Origin of the sequence: Enterococcus hulanensis, assembly GCF_005405485.1 — a bacterium.
GTDB lineage: Bacteria > Bacillota > Bacilli > Lactobacillales > Enterococcaceae > Enterococcus_A > Enterococcus_A hulanensis.
Genome location: NZ_BJED01000004.1, coordinates 56,226 through 75,494, shown reverse-complemented (window position 1 = coordinate 75,494; position 19,269 = coordinate 56,226). Strand labels below are relative to the sequence as shown.

The following is a 19,269-nucleotide window of genomic DNA, read 5'->3' as shown; positions in this document are numbered from 1 at the left end:
TTTCAGATTGTAATAAACGTGCAGGGTTCTCCTATTTTATAGTTCTCCTAAGTTTAGCATAATGAGTCGGGCTTTGGAGCCAAACGTATAGGTGATTTTTTTCTTTGTATTTTTATGATTTATTTATGAATGCGTTTTCCAACTAACCTGATTATGCTATCATTAAACTAGCAACAAAAATATTTCCTCTACTTTTTTACGAGTCACTTCAAATCACCAAGACATCTGTCTGCAACCAAAATCCACAAACTACAACTCGATTGAACAAATTCAACTGCCTATTTTGTTTGAAGTTTTTTTGCTTTGGAAAAGGGAGGTAGAATGGAATGTTCCAAGATTACAAAGTCGTTATCACTGGTGCGACCTCTGGGATTGGTCTGGCTACGGCTCGGCTGTTTATTGAAGAGGGCGCGACGGTCATTGGGATCGGTCGGAATTTTAGCAAGACGAAGAATTTAGGTGATCGGTTTATTCCTCGGATGTGTGATGTGCGGGATGCCGATGAGATCGTAAAGACGTGTGAGTTCATTAAAGAAACGTTTGGTAATGAGTTGGATGTGTTTGTGAACAATGCGGGTTTTGGTGAGAATACCACGATTCGTGATGTGACGGTAGATCAATTTGATCGCTGTTTTAGTCTTTTGTTAAGGGCGCCGATGCTGTTTGCCAAAGAATTGTATCCTCTTTTATTAAATGCTCCGCAAAACAACGCAAGTATCATCAACACTGCTTCTGCCGCCAGCCGAACTGTCAGCTCTGAAAATCCACTTTATAATTTAGCGAAAAACGCCGTGGTGCTGTATACCAAGCAGCAAGCTATGGGGTTTATTGGTGTGCGCTGCAATAGTGTGTCGCCGGGCTTTATCCAGACACCGATCTTCCAACGCGAGGGTGTCAATATGGAGGAAAACGATGTACTGGCGATGTATGATCGGATGGCGAAGGTGACCTGCGGGCGAACGGCAAAACCGGAAGAAGTGGCGGACTTGATCGCCTTTCTCGCCTCGACGGATGCACAGTATATCAATGGCGCCGATGTGTTGATCGACGGCGGCTTGATGACGGTCAGTAACTGATAAGGAGGAATCGAGATGTTAAAAGATTATATCGTATTGATTACTGGTGCGACTTCCGGCATCGGCCTTGCCACGACAAAGGAGTTTCTGGATCAGGGGGCGACGGTGATCGGGATTGGTCGGAATTTTAGTCGGACGAAGGATCTTGGTGAGAAGTTCTTGCCTTTTAAATGTGATGTGACGGATGAAGAGCAGATTAGGGCGGCAGTTGATTTTGTGGAGGAAAAATTTGGCAAATTAGATAGTTTGGTTTGTAATGCGGGGTCAGCGATTGTGGGAACGGTCGAGAATGTTGATTCGGGTGAATTTGAGCGGGCGTTTCAGCTTTATTTGCTGCATGCGGCGTTGTTTACTAAGTATTGTGTACCGCTTTTGCGCAAGTCGGAAAATCCGAGCATTACCCATACGGCATCGGTGGCTTCCTTCATGATCGGGGATTCGGTTCCTTATAATGTGCTGAAAGCGGCGCTGCTGAATTATACACGACAAAGTGCAGCGGCACTGTTAAATAATAATCCGGCCGATATGTTTGGCCGGCCAAAACAGGTGACGGAGATTGATGAAGGGGATAATACCTTTATTCGGGTAAATGCTGTTTGTCCGGGATTGATTCGCACGAATTTGATGCCGGATCAGGCATGGGAGATGTTGGGAACGGAAGCGGCGTTGAAGGCAATTCCTAGTCGTCGAATCGGGGAGGATTGGGAGCCGGCGAAGCTGTTTGCGTTTCTAGCTTCTGCTAAAGCCAGCTTCATCACAGGTGCGACGATCACGATCGATGGCGGCTGGTATACAACTCACGCGCGCGTATAAAAAGAAAGGATGGATCATCAATGAAGGAAAAATATGCAAAATTATTTGAACCGCTCGAACTGAAACACGGCGGTCGTTTGGAAAATCGTTTCGCGATGTGTCCGATGGTGGTTTTTGCGGCTGATCCGGCAAACGGTCGACCAACAGAAGAAGATATCAAGTATTTTGAACGGCGCAGCAAGTTTGCGGATTTGCTTTTGACTGGGGCGATCACGGTCCAAGAAAATATCCAGGGGCATCCGAAGCAACTGGCGCTGTACAATGATGAGGCGATCGAAGCTTATAGCAAGTTAGCGGCGGCGATGAAGAGCAATGGCGGTAAAGCGATCGGGCAAATCCAGCATCCAGGTCGGGAAGGTGCTTATGGTTGCTATGTGACTGGTAAAGCCTACGCGCCGAGTGCGATCGAGTTTCCATTTTTACAATATAAAGTGACGGAGTTGACTGAGGATGAAGTTTGGCAGGTGGTGAAGGATTTCGGTCTGGCAGCACAGCGCTTATTGAGAGCGGGATTTGATGGAGTGGAGATTCATGGTGCGAATCATTATTTGATCCAGCAGTTTTTCTCCAGCTATTCGAACCAGCGTGATGATTATTGGGGCGGCACGTTTGAGAAACGGATGAATTTTGCGATCGAGGTAACCAAGGAAGTGTTGAAGGTTGCACGGGCAGAAAATCCACATGCGATCGTCGGCTATCGAATCTCGCCAGAGGAAATCCACGGCGATATGGTAGGCTACGATTTAGATGATTCATTGAAATTAATCGATAAATTGTTGGAACAGGATCTTGATTTCCTTGACCTTTCCTCAGCGGCAGGTGGGAATTTCGGTAAAGACGCTTATAAGGCGATGCCGCAAAGAGGGGAGCATACTGAACCAGTTATTTTGGTAATCAAGAACTTTGTCGCTGGCAGAGTTCCGGTAGTTATCTCGGGAACGATCCGGTCTGCTGATGAGGCGCTGGACGCACTGAACTATGGTGATGTGGCTTCGATGGGAGTAGCGGCGCTGTCTGATCCAGACTTCAAAGAAAAAATTCTGGCAGACAAAGAAGATACCATCCATATGAATGTCAAAGGGCACACCGCTGATCTTGAACTGCCGTCTGGCTTGATTGAGGTATACACAGCCGGCATCGGACTGCCGCAGGTTGAAGGGTTGATTGAGAAATAGCGTGTAAGACTGATAGACGGGGCACCATTGCTTGCATATTGTAGGCAATGGTGCTTTTTTATAAATAATTCATTTCATACAATAATTATAAATAAAAAGTTTTATCCAAAATGTTCTTGAGGTCTTTATTATAGATTCAATAAATGATATAATAAAAAACGTTATTAAACGCTAAAATATGTGTATCATTATAAAAAAGTCATTTTATTAATTAAATATGTAGAAACTAATTTCTAAGGTGTTTAATAAATAAAACAGGGAGGCGAAGGGACTTACTTTTAGGGGTTTGGGAGAAAAAATATAAGGAGAAGCATTCAATTTGAATGCGTGGTGAAAAATGATTTCAGAAAAACAAAAACTAGCGATTGTTGCTTTAGCCGTTTTATTGGTCGGTGAAGTCATTGCGGTGATTAGTATTGGTCTGATTTATTTCAACAGAGATTTTTTCGGCGAACATATCGATATCATTAAAACATTTGTCAATGCATCAACGGCTTTCTTTGGCTGCTTCTTTTCATTTTTAGCAGCACTGCTGATGTTTCAATATTTGAAATATCGTGAGAAGCAGAAGGAAATCAAAAAGACAACACGATTGTTCCAAAAGCTGAAAAAGGAATACGATAATAATTATTCGGTTCTGTTGGAATTAGGCGGAGAGATCGCCAATGGGTCGGCAGATCTGGCAATATTATTGCGGGAAAATCAAAAAGTACGGGATTTGTTCGTATTAGCAGTTTATCGTTTGGATTTCGTCATGTACGATACTTATTATCATGACACGGATTGGCAGATGATCCGCGATATTGATCGCACTAGCGAAGGCTATCTTGAGCTGTTCGAGCAAAGTCATCAAGTGGAATATCTTTGCCAAGCGATCGTCGAGAACAAGGTCAATTCAGAAGAGAGCCTGCGACAGCTGTTAGTGCTGATTACTCAAAAAATCGGTATGCTGCAGCAGCATCAACAAGCCATTTATTTGAAAGAGCGTCCAATGGAAACAGACAGCGATTACGCAGTTGAACCTGCTGGTGTTGAAATGGTTCGAGAATAAATTTAGGAAAGAAACCTTTTCGTGAGGTTTCTTTTTTTGTTTTACCGGATAGGCCGCTCCTTATACCGGAAAGGGAAAAGGTCTATTTTCTATACAGGAAATCGATTATTATAAGGATATTGAGGGGGGAGGCAGATGTTTAAAGGATTGAAGCTTCAAATAGAGATTGGGAAAAATTGGATAGCTCCGGAGGTTCGCATTCGAGCAGCGGAAGAGAAGTTGGCCGATCAAATCGCTAGTCGATTGGAGACGTATCAAGAGGATCAGTTGGTGATCAAAGTGAAGGATGAAATCATCCTGTTAAATAAATCAGAAATCATTTATTTGGAAGTATTCAATAAAATCGTGACATTGTATACAGAAAATGAGCAGTATTCGATCCGTAAATCATTGGCTTCGTTAAAGGAAGAACTTCCTGCTGAGCAATTTTTACAGGTTTCAAAATCGGCATTGGTCAATACGAAGAAGATTCAAAAACTGGAGGTCGCCTTTTCCGGCAGCTTGTATGCTTATTTGAAGAATGGACAGAAAATTACTGTTTCTCGGCGTTTTGTTGATCAATTGAAATGTCAGCTGGGTGTTCAAAGGAGGAAGGCACAATGAAAAAAATAATCAAAATGCTGGCCCAATCAATTGGCTTCGGCAGTACCATCTGTATGTTGTTTGCATTTATTTTTGCGGATAGCGGGGTCAGAAAAATCGTGGTGAGCTTTGTTTTACTATCGGTGGTGATTGGTTTGCTGAGCTTGATTTATGATGTGAAGAGGCTGTCGCTATTAGCGCAGACATTGATCCATATGGGTGGAAGCTTTGTTGCCTTTATGATCGCAGCCGGGGTAAATCAGTGGTTTCCTTTTAGATGGCAGGTCATCCTATCTGCGTCTGTGACCTTTTTCCTTATTTTCTTTGGTATCTGGATTTTTTATTATTTGAAATACAAACGAGAGATTGAGCGGATCAATCAGAAGCTTGGGTAAAGGTTGGCAGAATGAATCAATCACCATGAAAAGCACGCGTAATTGCGTGCTTTTTTGTTTTGTGATAAAATAAACACAATAGGAAAAAAGGAGAGGCAAGATGGCGGGTACAATTAAAGAAATAGCTGAGAAGGCAGGAGTGTCTAGGGGAACAGTGGATCGGGCATTGAACGATCGAGGAAGGATCAATCCTGAGGTTGCAGAAAGAATCAAAGCAATCGCCAAGGAAATGAACTATGTTCCAAAGAAAAAGAAGGTCATAAAAGAGACAACGCTCAAGCTGGGGATTGTCACACAATTGGCGAAATCTTCTTTTATGATTCCGATCCGATCAGGTCTGAAATCTATTATCGGGGATTTGAAAAAGCGAAACATTGATTGCTTTTTAGAAGAGGTAGACGGGGTCGATGAAGCGGCCCAGCTGCAGGCGTTGGATCGACTGGTGGAGCTTGGAGTAAAAGGGATTGCGATCATGCCAGTAGATAGTGATGGTATCAGAGAAAAAATTAATCAATTGACCGATCAGGGCATCCTCATCATTACCTTTAATTCGGATATTCTTGGTACGAATCGACAGTGTTTTGTTGGGATGGACAACTTCAAAAGCGGAAAAACGGCTGCGGGATTACTAGGTATGCTGACGAAAGGAACGGGCAAGGTTCTAGCGATTACCGGCTACTTTGGAAATAGCGTCAACAGCTTACGAGTCGCAGGCTTTGTTGAAGAATTGAAAGAGTCGTTTCCTGAACTGGAGCTGACGGGTGTTCAGAGCAGCTTTGATTCAAGCGCCGAGGTTGAAAAGATTTTAAGCAACACCTTGGAGAATTATTCAAACTTAGATGGCGTAGTCGTTTTTTCTGGCGGACAAGCGGGAATTGCCCGAGCGTTGGAAAAAATCGATGAAAGCAAGCGGCCCTATGTAATCATTTATGATTTGACTAAGAACAATATTGAGATGCTGAAAAACGATCGGGTTGATTTTCTAATCGATCAAGATGGATTTACTCAAGGCTATCGTTCATTACTGATGTTAGCGAATCAGCTGCAAAATAATAAAATGATTACAAAGGATGCGCTATTTACTGATATAATTATTAAGACAAAATACAATATTTAATCTAGGCGTGAATCGTGATGTAAGGCGATTCACGCTTTTTTTGTCGTTATTTTCAAATAGCACGCAATTATGCGTGCGAAAATAAATATTGCACGCTGAGTTTTAGCGTGCTATACTTGCCTCAGAAATAGAAGAACGGATAAAGAGGTGGATATATTGAGTTATATAAAGTTTGACCAATCAAAAGAATTTGACTTGCTGCTTTTAGGAAGAGTCGCTATTGATTTTAATCCTGCCTACAATGATCAAGTCAAAGAAGAGTTTAAACCATTGAAAAAGGTCCATATGTTTGAAAAATTTGTGGGCGGATCTCCTGCCAATATTGCTGTGGGTGTTACCAAACATGGCATGAAAGCTGGTTTTATCGGAACAGTATCGGACGATCAGTTTGGCGAGTATGTGATCGATTATTTCAATGAACAAGGCATCGATACGTCTCAGATCAGCAAAGCGCAGCATGGTGAAAAGCTGGGGCTGACCTTTACCGAAATGCTCTCATCAAAGGAAAGTAATATTTTGATGTATCGAAATCAAGCCGCAGACCTGCAGCTTAGTGTTGAGGATATTGATGAGGACTACTTGAAACGGTCAAAAGCACTATTGATCTCAGGTACTGCACTAGCAGAGAGCCCGTCCAGAGAAGCCGTGATAAAGGCAGTGATGCTGGCGAAAAGGAACAATGTCAAAATTATTTTTGATATTGATTACCGCGCTTATAACTGGAAGAACAACGATGATATTTCTATTTACTATTCGATGATTGCCAAGGAATCAGACATTATCATGGGTTCAAGAGAAGAGTTCGATCTAACAGAGAAGTTGATCCAGCCTAACATGTCAGATAATGAAAGCGCTGCTTTTTGGCACAGTTGTGGTGCTGAGATTGTCGTAATCAAACATGGAATGAAAGGATCGACTGCTTATACGGCCGATCAGCAGCAGTTTTCAATCAAGCCGTTTCCGGTGGAAGCACGCAAAGGCTTTGGCGGCGGAGATGGTTATGGCTCGGGTTTCTTATACGGTTTATTCGAAGGCTGGGAGATTATCGATTGTTTAGAGTTTGGCTCAGCGGAAGCGTCAATGATGGTCAAAAGCAATAACTGCTCAGATTCCTTACCGACGACTCAGGAGGTAAAAGATTTTATTACATTGGAGAAAGAAATATACGGCGAAATGATCGCTCGGATTTAAGGTGAAGAAAATGGAAAAGACGGTTTGTTTAACAACAGCACAAGCATTACTAAAATTTTTGAATCAACAATACATCAGCATCGACGGCAAAGAAACGCCTTATGTTGAAGGGATCTTTCATGTTTATGGTCACGGAAATGTTTTGGGGATCGGTCAGGCGCTGGAATTAGAGCCCGGACATTTGAAAAGCTATAGCGGAAAAAATGAACAGGGGATGGCCCACGCGGCTACTGCCTTTGCCAGACAGAATTTACGCAAGAAAATTTTTGCTGTATCAACATCTGCTGGACCGGGCGCGGCCAATCTGTTAACAGCAGCGGGTACTGCATTCGCAAATAATATCCCCGTACTTTTTTTACCGGCGGATACGTTTGCTACACGTCAGCCTGATCCGGTTTTGCAGCAGCTAGAACATGCAGGTAGCGTAGCCTTTTCGACAAATGATGCATTTCAAGCTGTTTCTCGTTACTGGGACCGCGTCAATCGACCAGAGCAGTTGATGTCTGCGTTATTGCGGGCCTTTGAAGTCATGACGAACCCGGCAACGATGGGGCCGGCAACGATTTGTCTGCCGCAGGATGTGGAGGCAGAAGCCTATGATTATCCGGAAGAATTTTTCAAAAAAAGAGTACATTATATTGATCGCAGGATTCCGACCGCTCGTGAGCTTGCTGGAGCGAGTCAACGAATAAAGGACAGCAAACGACCTGTCATCATCGTAGGAGGCGGCTGCAAATATTCGGAGGCTGGTGAGATTCTTGAGCAAATCTCAAGAGATTGTCAGATTCCGTTAGTTGAAACGCACGCAGGTAAATCGACCGTTTCGTGGAAATTTAAAAACAATCTCGGCGGAATGGGGATTTTGGGAACTTCGGCTGCTAATAAAGCTGTGCAGCAGGCGGATCTGATTATTGGGATCGGCACACGCTACACTGATTTTACGTCAGCTTCTAAAAGTATTTTTAATTTTGAACAAGCGAAAATGATGAATATTAACGTAAGCAGACAACAGGCCGCTAAGCTGGAAGCCTTTCAAGTGGTTGGTGATGCGAAAGCGACCTTGGAGCAGCTTGCCCCAATGATCGAAGGTTATCAAACCGCCTATGGCGAGAAGATCAATGAACTGAAGGAAGAATGGATCAGTGAGCGAAATCGGTTGAAAGCTGCGCATTTTAACCGTAAAGACTTTACGCCAGAAATCAAAGATCATTTTTCTCAAGAAATCTTAAATGAATATGCCGATGCGTTGGCTACGAATTTGACGCAAACAGAGGTCTTTATTCATTTAAATGATTTTGTTGATGAAGACGCGATCGTGATCGGTTCAGCCGGTTCATTGCCGGGAGATATGCAGCGCCTATGGAATCCTGTGAAGGAGAATACCTATCATTTGGAATACGGTTATTCTTGTATGGGCTATGAAATCGCTGGTGCGATGGGCGTACGAATGGCTCGACCAGAACAAGAGGTCTATGCCTTAGTAGGCGATGGCAGTTTCTTGATGCTGCATAGCGAGCTGGTTTCTAGTTTGCAATATGATAAAAAAATCAACATTGTTCTTTTCGATAATTCTGGTTTCGGCTGTATCAATAATTTACAGATGGACAATGGCGGAGCTAGCCAAGGAACCGAATTCAGAAATACCAAGGACGAGATCATGAACGTCGATTACGCCAAAGTTGCTGAAGGCTATGGCGCAAAAACGTATCGGGTAAACTCGATTGCAGAGTTACAAGCAGCGGTCGAGGATGCGAAGAAGCAAACACGATCGACGCTGATTGAGATAAAGGTACTTCCTAAAACCATGACAGACGGGTACGACGGCAGCTGGTGGAACGTCGGTATCTCAGAGGTATCGGGTAAAGCAGCTGTGCAGGAGGCTTACAAAGCCAAACAAGCGAAACTTGCCACTATCAGAAAGTATTAAATATTGCTTTTTGTGATTGAAAATAAGGAGTGGATTGATTGGAAAAGACATTGAAGCATCAACCATTAAACAAAGAACTGGCACCTGGAGTAAAACAAATCCAAAATATTCGGCAGGCTAATTCTGATTTGAGTTATATCGAATTTCAGATTTTAGAGCTGGAAAAGGGTGCTTCTTACAAGGAAATCGGCAGTCAACAGGAGGTCTGCATCGTCGTTTTGACCGGGAAAATTAAGGTTAAAGCAGCAGACACTTGGTATGAAGATTTAGGAACACGAGAATCTGTTTTTGAAAAGATTCCAACCGATAGTATTTATCTTCCAGCGGAGCATTCGTTTGAACTTGTGGCAACTACAGACAATGTCCGATTGGCACTTTGCTATTCACCAGCGAAAAAAGCGTTGCCGGTGTGTGTGATTCGTGCAGAGGATAATACCGTCGAAGAACGCGGCCTTTATCAGAATAAACGGCTCGTCCATAATATTTTACCGGACAATGTCGATACTGCCAGCAGCTTGCTGGTGGTCGAGGTTTATACCGAGGGCGGCAATTTTTCCAGCTATCCTCCTCATAAGCATGATCAAGAGAATCTGCCTCATGAGTCCTTTTTAGAGGAAACTTATTATCATGAGCTTGATCCAGAGCAGGGTTTTGTCTTTCAACGAGTATACACAGAGGACCGTTCGTTAGATGAAACGATGACGGTGGAGCACCAAAATGTCGTCGAAGTTCCCAAGGGCTATCATCCAGTTGGAGTAGCAGATGGATATACTTCCTACTATTTAAATGTGATGGCGGGGCCTGAGCGAATTTGGAAATTCCACAATGAAAAGAAACACGAATGGATCTTGCAGCGCAAGTAGTTAATTCGCTGTCAGACACATAAAGTTTAGTTAGGTTTTTAGGAGGAAATTGAATGACAAGATTTTTAAGAAATTATATTGATGGTCGTTGGGTTGCAAGTCGAGCAACAGAATTTGAAGAAGTCGTCAATCCGGCTACAGAAGAAGCACTGGTGAATGTACCATTATCCAGCAAAACAGAAACGGCCGAAGCAGTCAGAGCTGCTGATGCTGCCTTTCAAACTTGGAAAAAAGTTCCGGTTCCAGTTCGCGGACGTTATCTTTTCAAACTGCATCAGCTTTTAACAGAACATAAGAGCGAATTGGCACGTTTGATTACGCTGGAAAATGGGAAATCATTATCCGAGTCGCTGGGAGAAGTTCAGCGAGGAATCGAAAATGTCGAGCACGCAGCGGGAATCACTAATTTAATTATGGGAGATTCCTTGTCGACAGCGGCGACTGATATTGAGATCACGAATTATCGTTACCCGATCGGAGTAATTGGCGGGATCACACCGTTTAATTTTCCAATGATGGTGCCTTTCTGGATCTTCCCGATGGCGCTGGCGGCAGGAAATACGGTGGTGCTGAAGCCTTCAGAAAAAACGCCGTTATTGATGGAAAAAATTGTTGAGCTGATCGAAGAGGCAGGATTTCCAAGCGGTGTTTTCAACGTCGTTTATGGTGCTCATGATGTTGTTAACACGTTGTTGCAAGATCCGTTAGTAAAAGGTATCAGCTTCGTAGGGTCAAAAAATGTCGGTGAATATGTTTACCGCGAAGGCACAAAAAATCTGAAACGGGTACAAGCATTGACTGGAGCGAAAAACCATGTTGTTGTGTTGAAGGATGCCAACATTGATCGAGCAGTCAAAGACCTTATTGGCGGAGCTTATGGTTCTGCTGGCGAACGTTGCATGGCAGCTTCTGTCATCGTTTTGGAAGAGGCGATCGCAGATCAGTTTGTTGAAAAATTTAAGGCTGCGGCAAAAGCAGTCAAGATCGGCAATGGCTTGGATGAAGGGGTCTTCTTAGGACCGGTCATTCGAAAAGAAGCGCAGCAGCGGACCTTTGATTATATTCAAAAAGGGGTCGATGAAGGGGCGGATCTATTGCTGGATGGTCGCGAAAATATTCCAGAAAAAGGCTATTTTGTTGGACCTACGATTTTTGACAATGTCACGATGGATATGAAAATCTGGCAAGATGAGATTTTTGCCCCAGTGGCATCAATCGTGCGGGTGAAAGATTTAAAGGCAGCGGTTGAGCTGACGAATGAATCTGAATTTGCGAACGGTTCGTGTCTGTATACCAACAACGCTTCGGCGATTCGCTACTTTAGAGAAAATGTTGATGCTGGAATGCTGGGAATCAATCTTGGCGTACCGGCGCCGATGGCTTGGTTTGCCTTTTCGGGCTGGAAGCACTCTTTCTTTGGCGATCTGCATGCCAATGGCAAAGACAGTGTTGAATTTTATACCCATCGAAAAGTAGTTACAGCTCGTTATGCACAAAGTGAGATATAAAGATTTGCTTCGAAGCTCTGTCAAAGAGCTTCGAGGATTCTGATATAGGCGATTAGCCAGAAAGAGGTTTTTTCTGTGAATATTCAACTGAAAATGCCTGCCAATTTAAGAATAGGCGGGGGAACGATCCAATTTCTTATGGAAGAATCAGAAAAATTAGGCAACAAGCCGTTAATCATTAGTGATACGGTTATGCAGCAAACGGGACATCTCCAAAAGGTCAAGGAGCTGTTAGGAAAAACAAGTGATCAGTTAGCCGAGTATACAGACATTCAAGCCGAACCGACACAAGAAAACGTCTATGACGCGTTGAAGTTGTTTCAAAAATATCAATGTGATCATATCATTGCTTTTGGCGGCGGCAGCTGTTTGGATACAGCCAAGGTGGTAGCCGTTTTGGCGGCTAATCAATTAAGTCTCGAGGCGATTCATGTAAGGGATTTTGATCAGCTGCAAGCGGGGATTCCGCTGATTGCTGTTCCAACAACTGCGGGAACTGGTTCGGAAGTGACCGATGTGGCAGTTATTACCAATACAAAAACGGCAGTCAAAATGATGATGAAGGATCTCGTTTTCATGCCCCAGATTTCAATCGTTGATTCTGATTTCACGAAAACTGTACCGCCGAAAGTAACCGCGGCGACCGGAGTCGATGCCTTATGTCACGCGCTGGAATCCTATGTATCGGTCAAAGCCAATGAGGTGACACGACTATTTTCACTGGAAGCGATGAAGAAAATTTTGAACACGCTTTCTCAGGCATACGAAAATGGCGACGACACTGAAGCCAGAGAACAAATGAGCTTAGCTTCAACGGAGGCGGGGATTGCCTTTTCGAATGCGTCAGTCACATTGATTCATGGAATGAGTCGACCGGTGGGGGCACTTTTTCACATTCCTCATGGGATATCAAATGCGATGTTATTGCCGGTCTTTTTAGAATTCTCAAAGGATGCTATTCAGGCTGAATTAGCGACGATCGCCAGATTTATTTATCCGGCAGCCGAAGAATTATCGACGGAAGAGGCTGCGGAGTATCTGATTAAAAAGATCCAAGAACTCTGTGAGCAGCTGTCGATCCCAACGATCCGAGATTATGGTATTGATCAGCAAGCGTTTATGGCAGCCTTAGACAAAATGGCCGCGGATGCGTTGGCCAGCGGAAGTCCGCAAAATAATAAAAAGGTGCCTAGTCATAGTCAAATAAAGGAATTATATGTACAAGCTTATGGGTAGTAAAAGGCGGAGCAAAGAGAGGGCTCTACCTTTTAAGAATAAAAGCTACACAGGAATAATTTTGTAAGCGCATACTATGTGTGCTTAAACAACAGAACAGGGGGATAAGTAATTGAGAGTAAAAGTGGGCGTTATCGGAACAGGTGCAATCGGCATCGAGCATATCGACAGGATCAATCAGAAAACACAAGGGGCTTATGTGACAGCAGTCTCAGATATCAATGTAAAAGCCGCTAAAGAGGTTGCCAAACGTGTCGATGCTAAATTCTTTGAAACCGGAGAAGCATTGATCGCTTCTGAAGATGTGGATGTCGTTGTTGTGACTTCTTGGGACCCGACTCATGAGCAGTATGTGTTAGAAGCAATCAAGCATGGGAAATATGTTTTCTGCGAAAAGCCATTAGCGATGGATGCGGAAGGCTGCCGCCGGATCGTTGATGCGGAAGTTGCTTATGGGAAGAAATTGGTTCAGGTTGGCTTCATGCGCCGCTATGACCGCGGCTACATTGAACTGAAAGAAGCAATCGAATCGAAGCAATACGGAGAAGCATTAATGATGCATTGTGCCCATAGAAATCCTAGCGCGGATGAAAACTACACGACACCGATGGCGATCAGCAACACCGCGATTCATGAGATTGATGTGCTTCGCTGGTTGCTAAATGAAGATTATGAATCTGTTCAAATGATCTTGCCGAAGAAAACCAGCAATTCCCATGCCGATTTGCATGATCCGCAGCTGCTGATCTTTCAAACAAAATCCGGTGTAACGATTGATTTGGAAATCTTTGTGAATTGCCGCTTCGGCTACGATATTAAATGTGATGTGGTTTTCGAAACGGCAGAAGTAGGAATGACGGACCCAGCCTATACACGAATTAAATCAGAAGAAAAAAATTACACACCTGTTTCACCAGATTGGCAGACTCGCTTTTTGGATGCCTATGATTATGAATTCAAGCTGTGGATCGATTCGATCAAAAATGATGCGGTTGTCGGTCCTACCGCTTGGGATGGGTATGTAGCAGCGATCACCATGATGGCTTGTCATGAGTCTCGTGAAACAAAAACAAAAGTAATGATTCAAATGGATGAACGACCAGCACTATACAATGAGTAATTCTCAGAAAACGGAGGTATTTCATGAACAACATTAGAGTAGGCATCGTCGGTTTAGGAAGATTAGGAAAAGTACATGCACAAAATTTAGCAACGGGTGTCAGTGGTTGTGAGCTTACGGCTGCGTGCAGTTTAGTTGAAACAGAATTAGCATTCGCACAGAAGAAATTAGGCGTCAAGCATACTTTTTCCAGCTATGAAGAAATGGTCAAAAGTTCCGTGATCGATGCAGTCTTTATTGTTTCACCATCAGGCTTTCACTGTGACCAAGTCCGCTTGGCGATGGAAAATGGCAAGCATGTCTTTACTGAAAAACCATTAGGCCTAGAAGTTGAAGATATTAAAAAGACCCAAAAAGTCATCGAAGAGCATCCTGATCAGGTCTTCATGTTAGGCTTCATGCGCCGCTATGATGAGTCATATCAGTATGCGAAGAAAATGGTTGAAGATGGCGAAATCGGCGAAATCACACTGATTCGTTGTTATGGGATCGATCCGAGCGAAGGCTTAGAAAGCTTTGTCAAATTTGCGATGAATAACGACAGCGGCGGCTTGTTCTTGGATATGGCGATCCATGATATTGATTTGGTTCGCTGGTTTACCGGCCAAGAAGTCGATCAAGTGTGGGCGATTGGGAAAAATGCGGCGTATCCAGAATTGGATCAGGCTGGTGAGCTTGAGACCGGAGCTGCAATGATGAGCTTGAGTGATAAAACAATGGCTTTACTAGTTGCCGGCAGAAACGCAGCTCATGGCTATCATGTCGAAACAGAGATCATGGGAACCAAAGGAATGCTGCGAGTAGCGCAAGCACCTGAGAAAAATCTTGTGACGATCATGAACGATCAAGGGATCATCCGTCCATGTTCGCAAAACTTCCCAGAACGATTTAGAGAAGCCTTCATTCGTGAAGCCCAAGAATTTATCTCATGTATTCAAGAAAAACGTCAACCAGCGGTTAATGCAGAAGATGGATTGCAATCAACTAAGATCGCGTTGGCTTGTCAAGAATCATTCGATACGAAGAGTTTAGTACAACTAAAAAAATAAGCAGGAGTGTGAGAATATGACCAAACAAATTCAATTAGCCATCGCACCAATCGCGTGGACCAATGATGATATGCCGGAGCTTGGTAGTGAAAATACCTTTGAACAATGTATCAGTGAAATGGCCCTTGCTGGGTTCACCGGAACCGAGATCGGCAACAAATATCCAAAAGATCCAGAGGTGTTGGAACAATATTTGAGTATTCGCGGCTTAAAGGTTGCCAGCGCATGGTTCAGTGCGTTTCTGACAACTAAACCTTTTGAAGAAACTGCCGAAGCCTTCAAAGCGCATCGGGATTTCTTACATGCGATGGGAGCAAAAGTCATCGTAGTAGCAGAGCAGGGTCATAGTATCCAAGGCATTATGACAGCGCCAGTCTTTGATGATAAACCAGTTTTCACTGATGAAGAGTGGAAAAAACTGGCGGAAGGATTAGAAAAATTAGGGGATCTGGCCCACGAAAAGGATATGGAGATCGTTTACCATCATCACATGGGTACCGGCGTTCAAACAACGGAAGAAATCGATCGTTTAATGGAAATGACTGATCCAGCGAAAGTTAAATTATTGTTCGATACGGGACATTTAGTCTTTTCTGGTGAAAATCCAATCGCGGTTTACAACCGTCATCAAGATCGTATCAAGCACATCCATTTTAAAGATATCCGTCAAGAAACGGCTGAAGAAGTAGAAAAGGAAAAAGACAGCTTCTTAAACGGCGTGAAGAAAGGCGTCTTCACGGTTCCTGGTGATGGGATGATTGATTTCACTCCAATCTGGACAGCAATCCATGCCAGCGACTATGAAGGCTGGATCGTAGTTGAAGCAGAACAGGACCCGGCTAAAGCCAATCCATTTGAATATGCAGTCAAAGCCAGAAGCTACATTCGAGAGGTCACCGGTCTTTAATCTATTGAAAAGGAGCTAGACGATGAATCTTTTTTCTATAATCAGTTTCCTAGTGATTGTCATCTGTGTATGGTTGTTTGCCTATTCTAGATCCAGAAGTGTCGATACTTCTGGATCAGAAGGCTTCTTCATGGGCGGGCGAAGCTTAACGGCTTTGCCGATCGCCGGCACGATTATCATGACGAACCTGTCCACCGAACAAATAGTCGGACAAAATGGTCAAAGTTATCATGCAGGGATGGAAGTAATGGCCTGGGAAGTAACTGCTACGATTGCGATCGTAGCCTTGGCTGTAATATTCTTGCCAAAATATTTTAAATACGGCATCAATACGATCTCAGATTTCATCGAGATTCGTTATGATACGGTTACCAAACGAATTATTTCGATCTTATTTATTGTGACCTATATGACTTCTTTCTTACCCGTGGTTCTTTATTCTGGATCACTGGTGTTCAATAAGATCTTCCATATTGATGAGCTGCTGGGTGTCCAGCCGATCGTCGCGATCATAATCGTAGCAATGGCAATTGGTATTGTCGGCATCCTCTATCTGCTGATCGGCGGCTTGTCGTTAAGTGCCAATAGTGACTCCATTTATGGCGTCGGTCTGCTAGTTTGTGGATTGCTGGTCCCAATTTTAGGCTTAATGAAGCTTGGTGACGGCAGCTTTGTTGGCGGGATCGAACACGTTGTGGTAAACACCCCATGGCTGCTTAACTCTGTGGGATCGATCGACTCGGCTGTTGTTCCATGGCCGACCTTATTTACTGGGATGCTGTTTAACAATCTGTATTTCTGGTGTACCAATCAAATGATCGTTCAAAAAGCGTTGTCCGGCAAGAATTTAGCTGAGGCACAAAAAGGGGCGTTCATGGTCGGCGTCTTCAAAATCTTTGGCGCGTTGTTCCTAGTCTTTCCAGGGATCGTCGCTCGGAATATTTTTGGGGATAGTTTAATGTCAAATCCAGATAATGCGTATCCTTTTTTAGTCAGTGAAGTATTGCCGAAAATGATCTTTGGTATTTTCGCCGCTGTGATCTTTGGTGCGATCCTATCATCATTTGCGGGAGCTTTGAACGCGACATCGACCTTGTTTTCACTGGATTTTTATAAACCGCTTATCAATAAGAAAGCAAATGACAAACAAATCGCTCGGGCTGGTAAAACAGTGACAGTGGTTGTGGGGATTATCTCTATTATCGTAGCGCCATTCATTTCTTTTGCGCCAGCAGGTTTGTATCAGTTCGTTCAGGAATTCAATGGCTTATACAATATGCCGCTGCTTGTGATCATCCTCTTTGCCTTTTATTCAAAAAAAGCAACGGCTTTTGGGGCAAAAACGACGATCGCTGTGCATATCGTGTTATACGCATTATCAAAAATGTTTTTCCAAAATATCCATTTCCTCTATGTTTTGACGGCATTATTCGTTTTAGACATTATCATTTTAATGGTAGTTTCCAAATTGAAACCTGATGGAGAATTTGTGTTGAACTCATTCGATACAAAAGTCGATATCGAGCCTTGGAAATACACCAAGGTGACTGCTATTGTATTGGTAGTTGTTGTTATTTTAACCTATGTGGCATTTTCACCAATTGGCTTTGCCCGATAAAGAAGATAGGAGAATATTATGCATAAGGATCTACTGATTATTTGTGAGACAGGTATCAGTGCATCGCTGCTCGTATCAAAAATGCTTGAAGCGATCAGAGCAAGAAATCTATCATATGAGATAGATTATGCACCGATAAGCAGGGTCGAAGAAAAACTAAATTTTAAAGACTATGACGTTTTACTTTTGACGCCGCAGGTCGCCCGTTCTGAAGAGAAAGTAAAAGAAATCATCAAAAGAGAAAAATGTACCGCACAGATTATTTTTATCAAACAAGAAGATTTTCGTTATATGAATATTGAAAACATCATTGCAAGTATTGAAGAAAACTAACGAAAACCTTGTTTATTAAGTGTCGAGGAGGTGGTATATGGAAAGTTGGCGCGTTCGCCCCGATCACCCCAATAGGAAGGGCGGACTTATTAGAAATACCCAATCTTGTATTTATTCAATAGGGTAAGCGGACCTCAATAGTCGGCTCATCCCCAAAAGTCGAATGGAGACACTTAAATGAGTGTACCTATTCGACTTTTTGAGTGGAGTTAAAAGAGGCGCTCTTGTTTTTTAAAACCCAATTTTTTGCGAAATCATCAAAAATATGGCAAGTGAAAAAGTGAGCAATCATTTATAATAAAGGTAAGGGGAGATTGGTTTTTATATAGAATTAGAAGCGGTCACTAAAACCATTTTCTTGCAGCAAGTTAGACATTCGATGGTTCCAGATGTTCATTTGGCGGAAATGACAGGAATTTAAGTAGAAGCAAAATGACCTAGCGAGCCCCTTGATTTTATGGAAGATCCTGAAAACAATACTAAAGCAGCAGCTAGAATTCTTGATCGAAAGATTGCTTCTAGCTGTTTTTTTATTCTTCAATTTATTTTTGTTAAATATCTTTTGAATTTAGGTTTTGACGGAGCGGAACTCTGCCTATATTATGACGGAAAGGGTGTTAGAAAAAGTGTTGATCTATGTGGGGACATAGGAAACGGGGGTAAGAATTATGGAGACTAGGAAAAGGCGGAAAAAGAATCAGAGGTACGAACGATTTGATGCTCTTTGTCAGGAAATGCAGGAAAAGAATTATCGCAAGGAGGACAAAACGATTTCGATAAAGGAAACCGACTCACAGGGAATGCTGGTGGCGCTGCCCTTTATCGTATTAGTGGTGATTGGTTATTTTTGGCGCTGGGGAGCGGATGCCACATCTCTTTGGGAGATCAATTTTCGCAGGTTCATTTTTCTATTGCTTTTGTCACTTCCGATTCATGAGTTGATTCATGGGCTGGCTTGGGCGAATTACGCCAAGAGCCGGATGAAAAGTATCCGCTTTGGCTTTAACGTCAAAGAGCTGATGCCGTATTGTCATTGTAAAGAGGCATTGGAAGCAAAAGCCTATAAAATCGGTGTATTGGCACCAGTTGCGATACTGGGAGGCGGGTATTATTTCTTATCGTTACTGTATCCAAATACGGAGCTGATCTTACTGGCGGCCTTTAACATCTTCATGTCAGCCGGTGATTTGCTGATCTTTTGGGGTGCGCGGTCTGTTCGCATGGGGTTAGTGATCGATCATCCTGAGTTGCCGGGGTTTGTGGTATTTACTAAATAAAACGAAAAACAGGATTCCTAAAAAATAGGAA

19 protein-coding genes are annotated in these 19,269 nt (G+C 43.1%); all 19 read left to right on the top strand.

Going from position 1 to position 19,269, the window contains the following annotated elements:
- Nucleotides 1–326: 326 nt before the first annotated feature.
- Entirely contained in the window at nt 327–1,076 is a 750-nt protein-coding gene (locus FFR60_RS05585; protein ID WP_137663390.1) for an SDR family NAD(P)-dependent oxidoreductase, read from the top strand.
- A 15-nt stretch (nt 1,077–1,091) separates the two neighbouring features.
- Nucleotides 1,092–1,889: an SDR family NAD(P)-dependent oxidoreductase gene (locus FFR60_RS05580; protein ID WP_137663389.1), complete on the top strand. Its 798-nt coding sequence runs from the start codon at nt 1,092–1,094 to the stop codon at nt 1,887–1,889.
- A gap of 20 nt (nt 1,890–1,909) precedes the next feature.
- Entirely contained in the window at nt 1,910–3,064 is a 1,155-nt protein-coding gene (locus tag FFR60_RS05575) for an oxidoreductase (RefSeq protein WP_137663388.1), read from the top strand.
- A 337-nt stretch (nt 3,065–3,401) separates the two neighbouring features.
- Nucleotides 3,402–4,115, top strand: a complete 714-nt coding sequence (locus FFR60_RS05570; protein WP_137663387.1) for a hypothetical protein — start codon at nt 3,402–3,404, stop codon at nt 4,113–4,115.
- Between the two features lie 135 nt (nt 4,116–4,250).
- Nucleotides 4,251–4,718, top strand: a complete 468-nt coding sequence (locus tag FFR60_RS05565) for a LytR/AlgR family response regulator transcription factor (protein ID WP_137663386.1) — start codon at nt 4,251–4,253, stop codon at nt 4,716–4,718.
- On the top strand, nt 4,715–5,092 hold the full coding sequence (locus FFR60_RS05560; protein WP_137663385.1) for a DUF3021 domain-containing protein: 378 nt from the start codon (nt 4,715–4,717) through the stop codon (nt 5,090–5,092). Before FFR60_RS05565 ends, FFR60_RS05560 begins: the two co-directional genes overlap by 4 nt.
- Nucleotides 5,093–5,192: 100 nt before the next feature.
- Nucleotides 5,193–6,209, top strand: a complete 1,017-nt coding sequence (locus tag FFR60_RS05555) for a LacI family DNA-binding transcriptional regulator (protein ID WP_137663384.1) — start codon at nt 5,193–5,195, stop codon at nt 6,207–6,209.
- Between the two features lie 156 nt (nt 6,210–6,365).
- A complete protein-coding gene (iolC, locus tag FFR60_RS05550) occupies nt 6,366–7,400 on the top strand; it encodes a 5-dehydro-2-deoxygluconokinase (protein WP_002305505.1) in 1,035 nt (344 codons plus the stop codon).
- 10 nt (nt 7,401–7,410) lie between these two features.
- The gene (iolD, locus tag FFR60_RS05545) at nt 7,411–9,327 is read left to right on the top strand and encodes a 3D-(3,5/4)-trihydroxycyclohexane-1,2-dione acylhydrolase (decyclizing) (protein ID WP_137663383.1); all 1,917 of its coding nucleotides are present in this window, start codon (nt 7,411–7,413) and stop codon (nt 9,325–9,327) included.
- A gap of 38 nt (nt 9,328–9,365) precedes the next feature.
- Nucleotides 9,366–10,190 carry a 5-deoxy-glucuronate isomerase gene (iolB, locus tag FFR60_RS05540; protein WP_137663382.1) on the top strand — a complete coding sequence of 275 codons (825 nt, stop codon included), beginning with the start codon at nt 9,366–9,368 and terminating at the stop codon, nt 10,188–10,190.
- Between the two features lie 53 nt (nt 10,191–10,243).
- Entirely contained in the window at nt 10,244–11,698 is a 1,455-nt protein-coding gene (locus FFR60_RS05535; protein WP_137663381.1) for a CoA-acylating methylmalonate-semialdehyde dehydrogenase, read from the top strand.
- Nucleotides 11,699–11,773: 75 nt separating this feature from the next.
- Entirely contained in the window at nt 11,774–12,934 is a 1,161-nt protein-coding gene (locus tag FFR60_RS05530; protein WP_137663380.1) for an iron-containing alcohol dehydrogenase, read from the top strand.
- Nucleotides 12,935–13,046: 112 nt separating this feature from the next.
- Nucleotides 13,047–14,054, top strand: coding sequence for a Gfo/Idh/MocA family protein (locus FFR60_RS05525; RefSeq protein WP_137663379.1), 1,008 nt, complete (start codon nt 13,047–13,049; stop codon nt 14,052–14,054).
- Between the two features lie 23 nt (nt 14,055–14,077).
- Entirely contained in the window at nt 14,078–15,103 is a 1,026-nt protein-coding gene (gene iolG / locus FFR60_RS05520) for an inositol 2-dehydrogenase (RefSeq protein WP_137663378.1), read from the top strand.
- Nucleotides 15,104–15,119: 16 nt separating this feature from the next.
- Entirely contained in the window at nt 15,120–16,010 is an 891-nt protein-coding gene (gene iolE / locus FFR60_RS05515) for a myo-inosose-2 dehydratase (protein ID WP_137663377.1), read from the top strand.
- Between the two features lie 22 nt (nt 16,011–16,032).
- Nucleotides 16,033–17,628, top strand: coding sequence for a solute:sodium symporter family transporter (locus tag FFR60_RS05510; RefSeq protein WP_088933096.1), 1,596 nt, complete (start codon nt 16,033–16,035; stop codon nt 17,626–17,628).
- 18 nt (nt 17,629–17,646) lie between these two features.
- Nucleotides 17,647–17,961, top strand: a complete 315-nt coding sequence (locus FFR60_RS05505; RefSeq protein WP_137663376.1) for a PTS sugar transporter subunit IIB — start codon at nt 17,647–17,649, stop codon at nt 17,959–17,961.
- A 457-nt stretch (nt 17,962–18,418) separates the two neighbouring features.
- Nucleotides 18,419–18,640 carry a hypothetical protein gene (locus FFR60_RS05500; RefSeq protein WP_137663375.1) on the top strand — a complete coding sequence of 74 codons (222 nt, stop codon included), beginning with the start codon at nt 18,419–18,421 and terminating at the stop codon, nt 18,638–18,640.
- On the top strand, nt 18,630–19,238 hold the full coding sequence (locus FFR60_RS05495; protein ID WP_171004876.1) for a DUF3267 domain-containing protein: 609 nt from the start codon (nt 18,630–18,632) through the stop codon (nt 19,236–19,238). Before FFR60_RS05500 ends, FFR60_RS05495 begins: the two co-directional genes overlap by 11 nt.
- The last annotated feature ends 31 nt before the right edge of the window (nt 19,239–19,269 follow it).

Coding starts and splice junctions, on each gene's coding strand:
- FFR60_RS05500 (WP_137663375.1), top strand. CDS start 18,419: ATGGAAGATCCTGAAAACAATACTAAAGCAGCAGCTAGAATTCTTGAT.
- FFR60_RS05570 (WP_137663387.1), top strand. CDS start 3,402: ATGATTTCAGAAAAACAAAAACTAGCGATTGTTGCTTTAGCCGTTTTA.
- iolG (WP_137663378.1), top strand. CDS start 14,078: ATGAACAACATTAGAGTAGGCATCGTCGGTTTAGGAAGATTAGGAAAA.
- FFR60_RS05580 (WP_137663389.1), top strand. CDS start 1,092: ATGTTAAAAGATTATATCGTATTGATTACTGGTGCGACTTCCGGCATC.
- FFR60_RS05495 (WP_171004876.1), top strand. CDS start 18,630: ATGGAGACTAGGAAAAGGCGGAAAAAGAATCAGAGGTACGAACGATTT.
- FFR60_RS05505 (WP_137663376.1), top strand. CDS start 17,647: ATGCATAAGGATCTACTGATTATTTGTGAGACAGGTATCAGTGCATCG.
- FFR60_RS05555 (WP_137663384.1), top strand. CDS start 5,193: ATGGCGGGTACAATTAAAGAAATAGCTGAGAAGGCAGGAGTGTCTAGG.
- FFR60_RS05575 (WP_137663388.1), top strand. CDS start 1,910: ATGAAGGAAAAATATGCAAAATTATTTGAACCGCTCGAACTGAAACAC.
- FFR60_RS05535 (WP_137663381.1), top strand. CDS start 10,244: ATGACAAGATTTTTAAGAAATTATATTGATGGTCGTTGGGTTGCAAGT.
- FFR60_RS05560 (WP_137663385.1), top strand. CDS start 4,715: ATGAAAAAAATAATCAAAATGCTGGCCCAATCAATTGGCTTCGGCAGT.
- FFR60_RS05565 (WP_137663386.1), top strand. CDS start 4,251: ATGTTTAAAGGATTGAAGCTTCAAATAGAGATTGGGAAAAATTGGATA.
- FFR60_RS05510 (WP_088933096.1), top strand. CDS start 16,033: ATGAATCTTTTTTCTATAATCAGTTTCCTAGTGATTGTCATCTGTGTA.
- FFR60_RS05585 (WP_137663390.1), top strand. CDS start 327: ATGTTCCAAGATTACAAAGTCGTTATCACTGGTGCGACCTCTGGGATT.
- iolE (WP_137663377.1), top strand. CDS start 15,120: ATGACCAAACAAATTCAATTAGCCATCGCACCAATCGCGTGGACCAAT.
- iolD (WP_137663383.1), top strand. CDS start 7,411: ATGGAAAAGACGGTTTGTTTAACAACAGCACAAGCATTACTAAAATTT.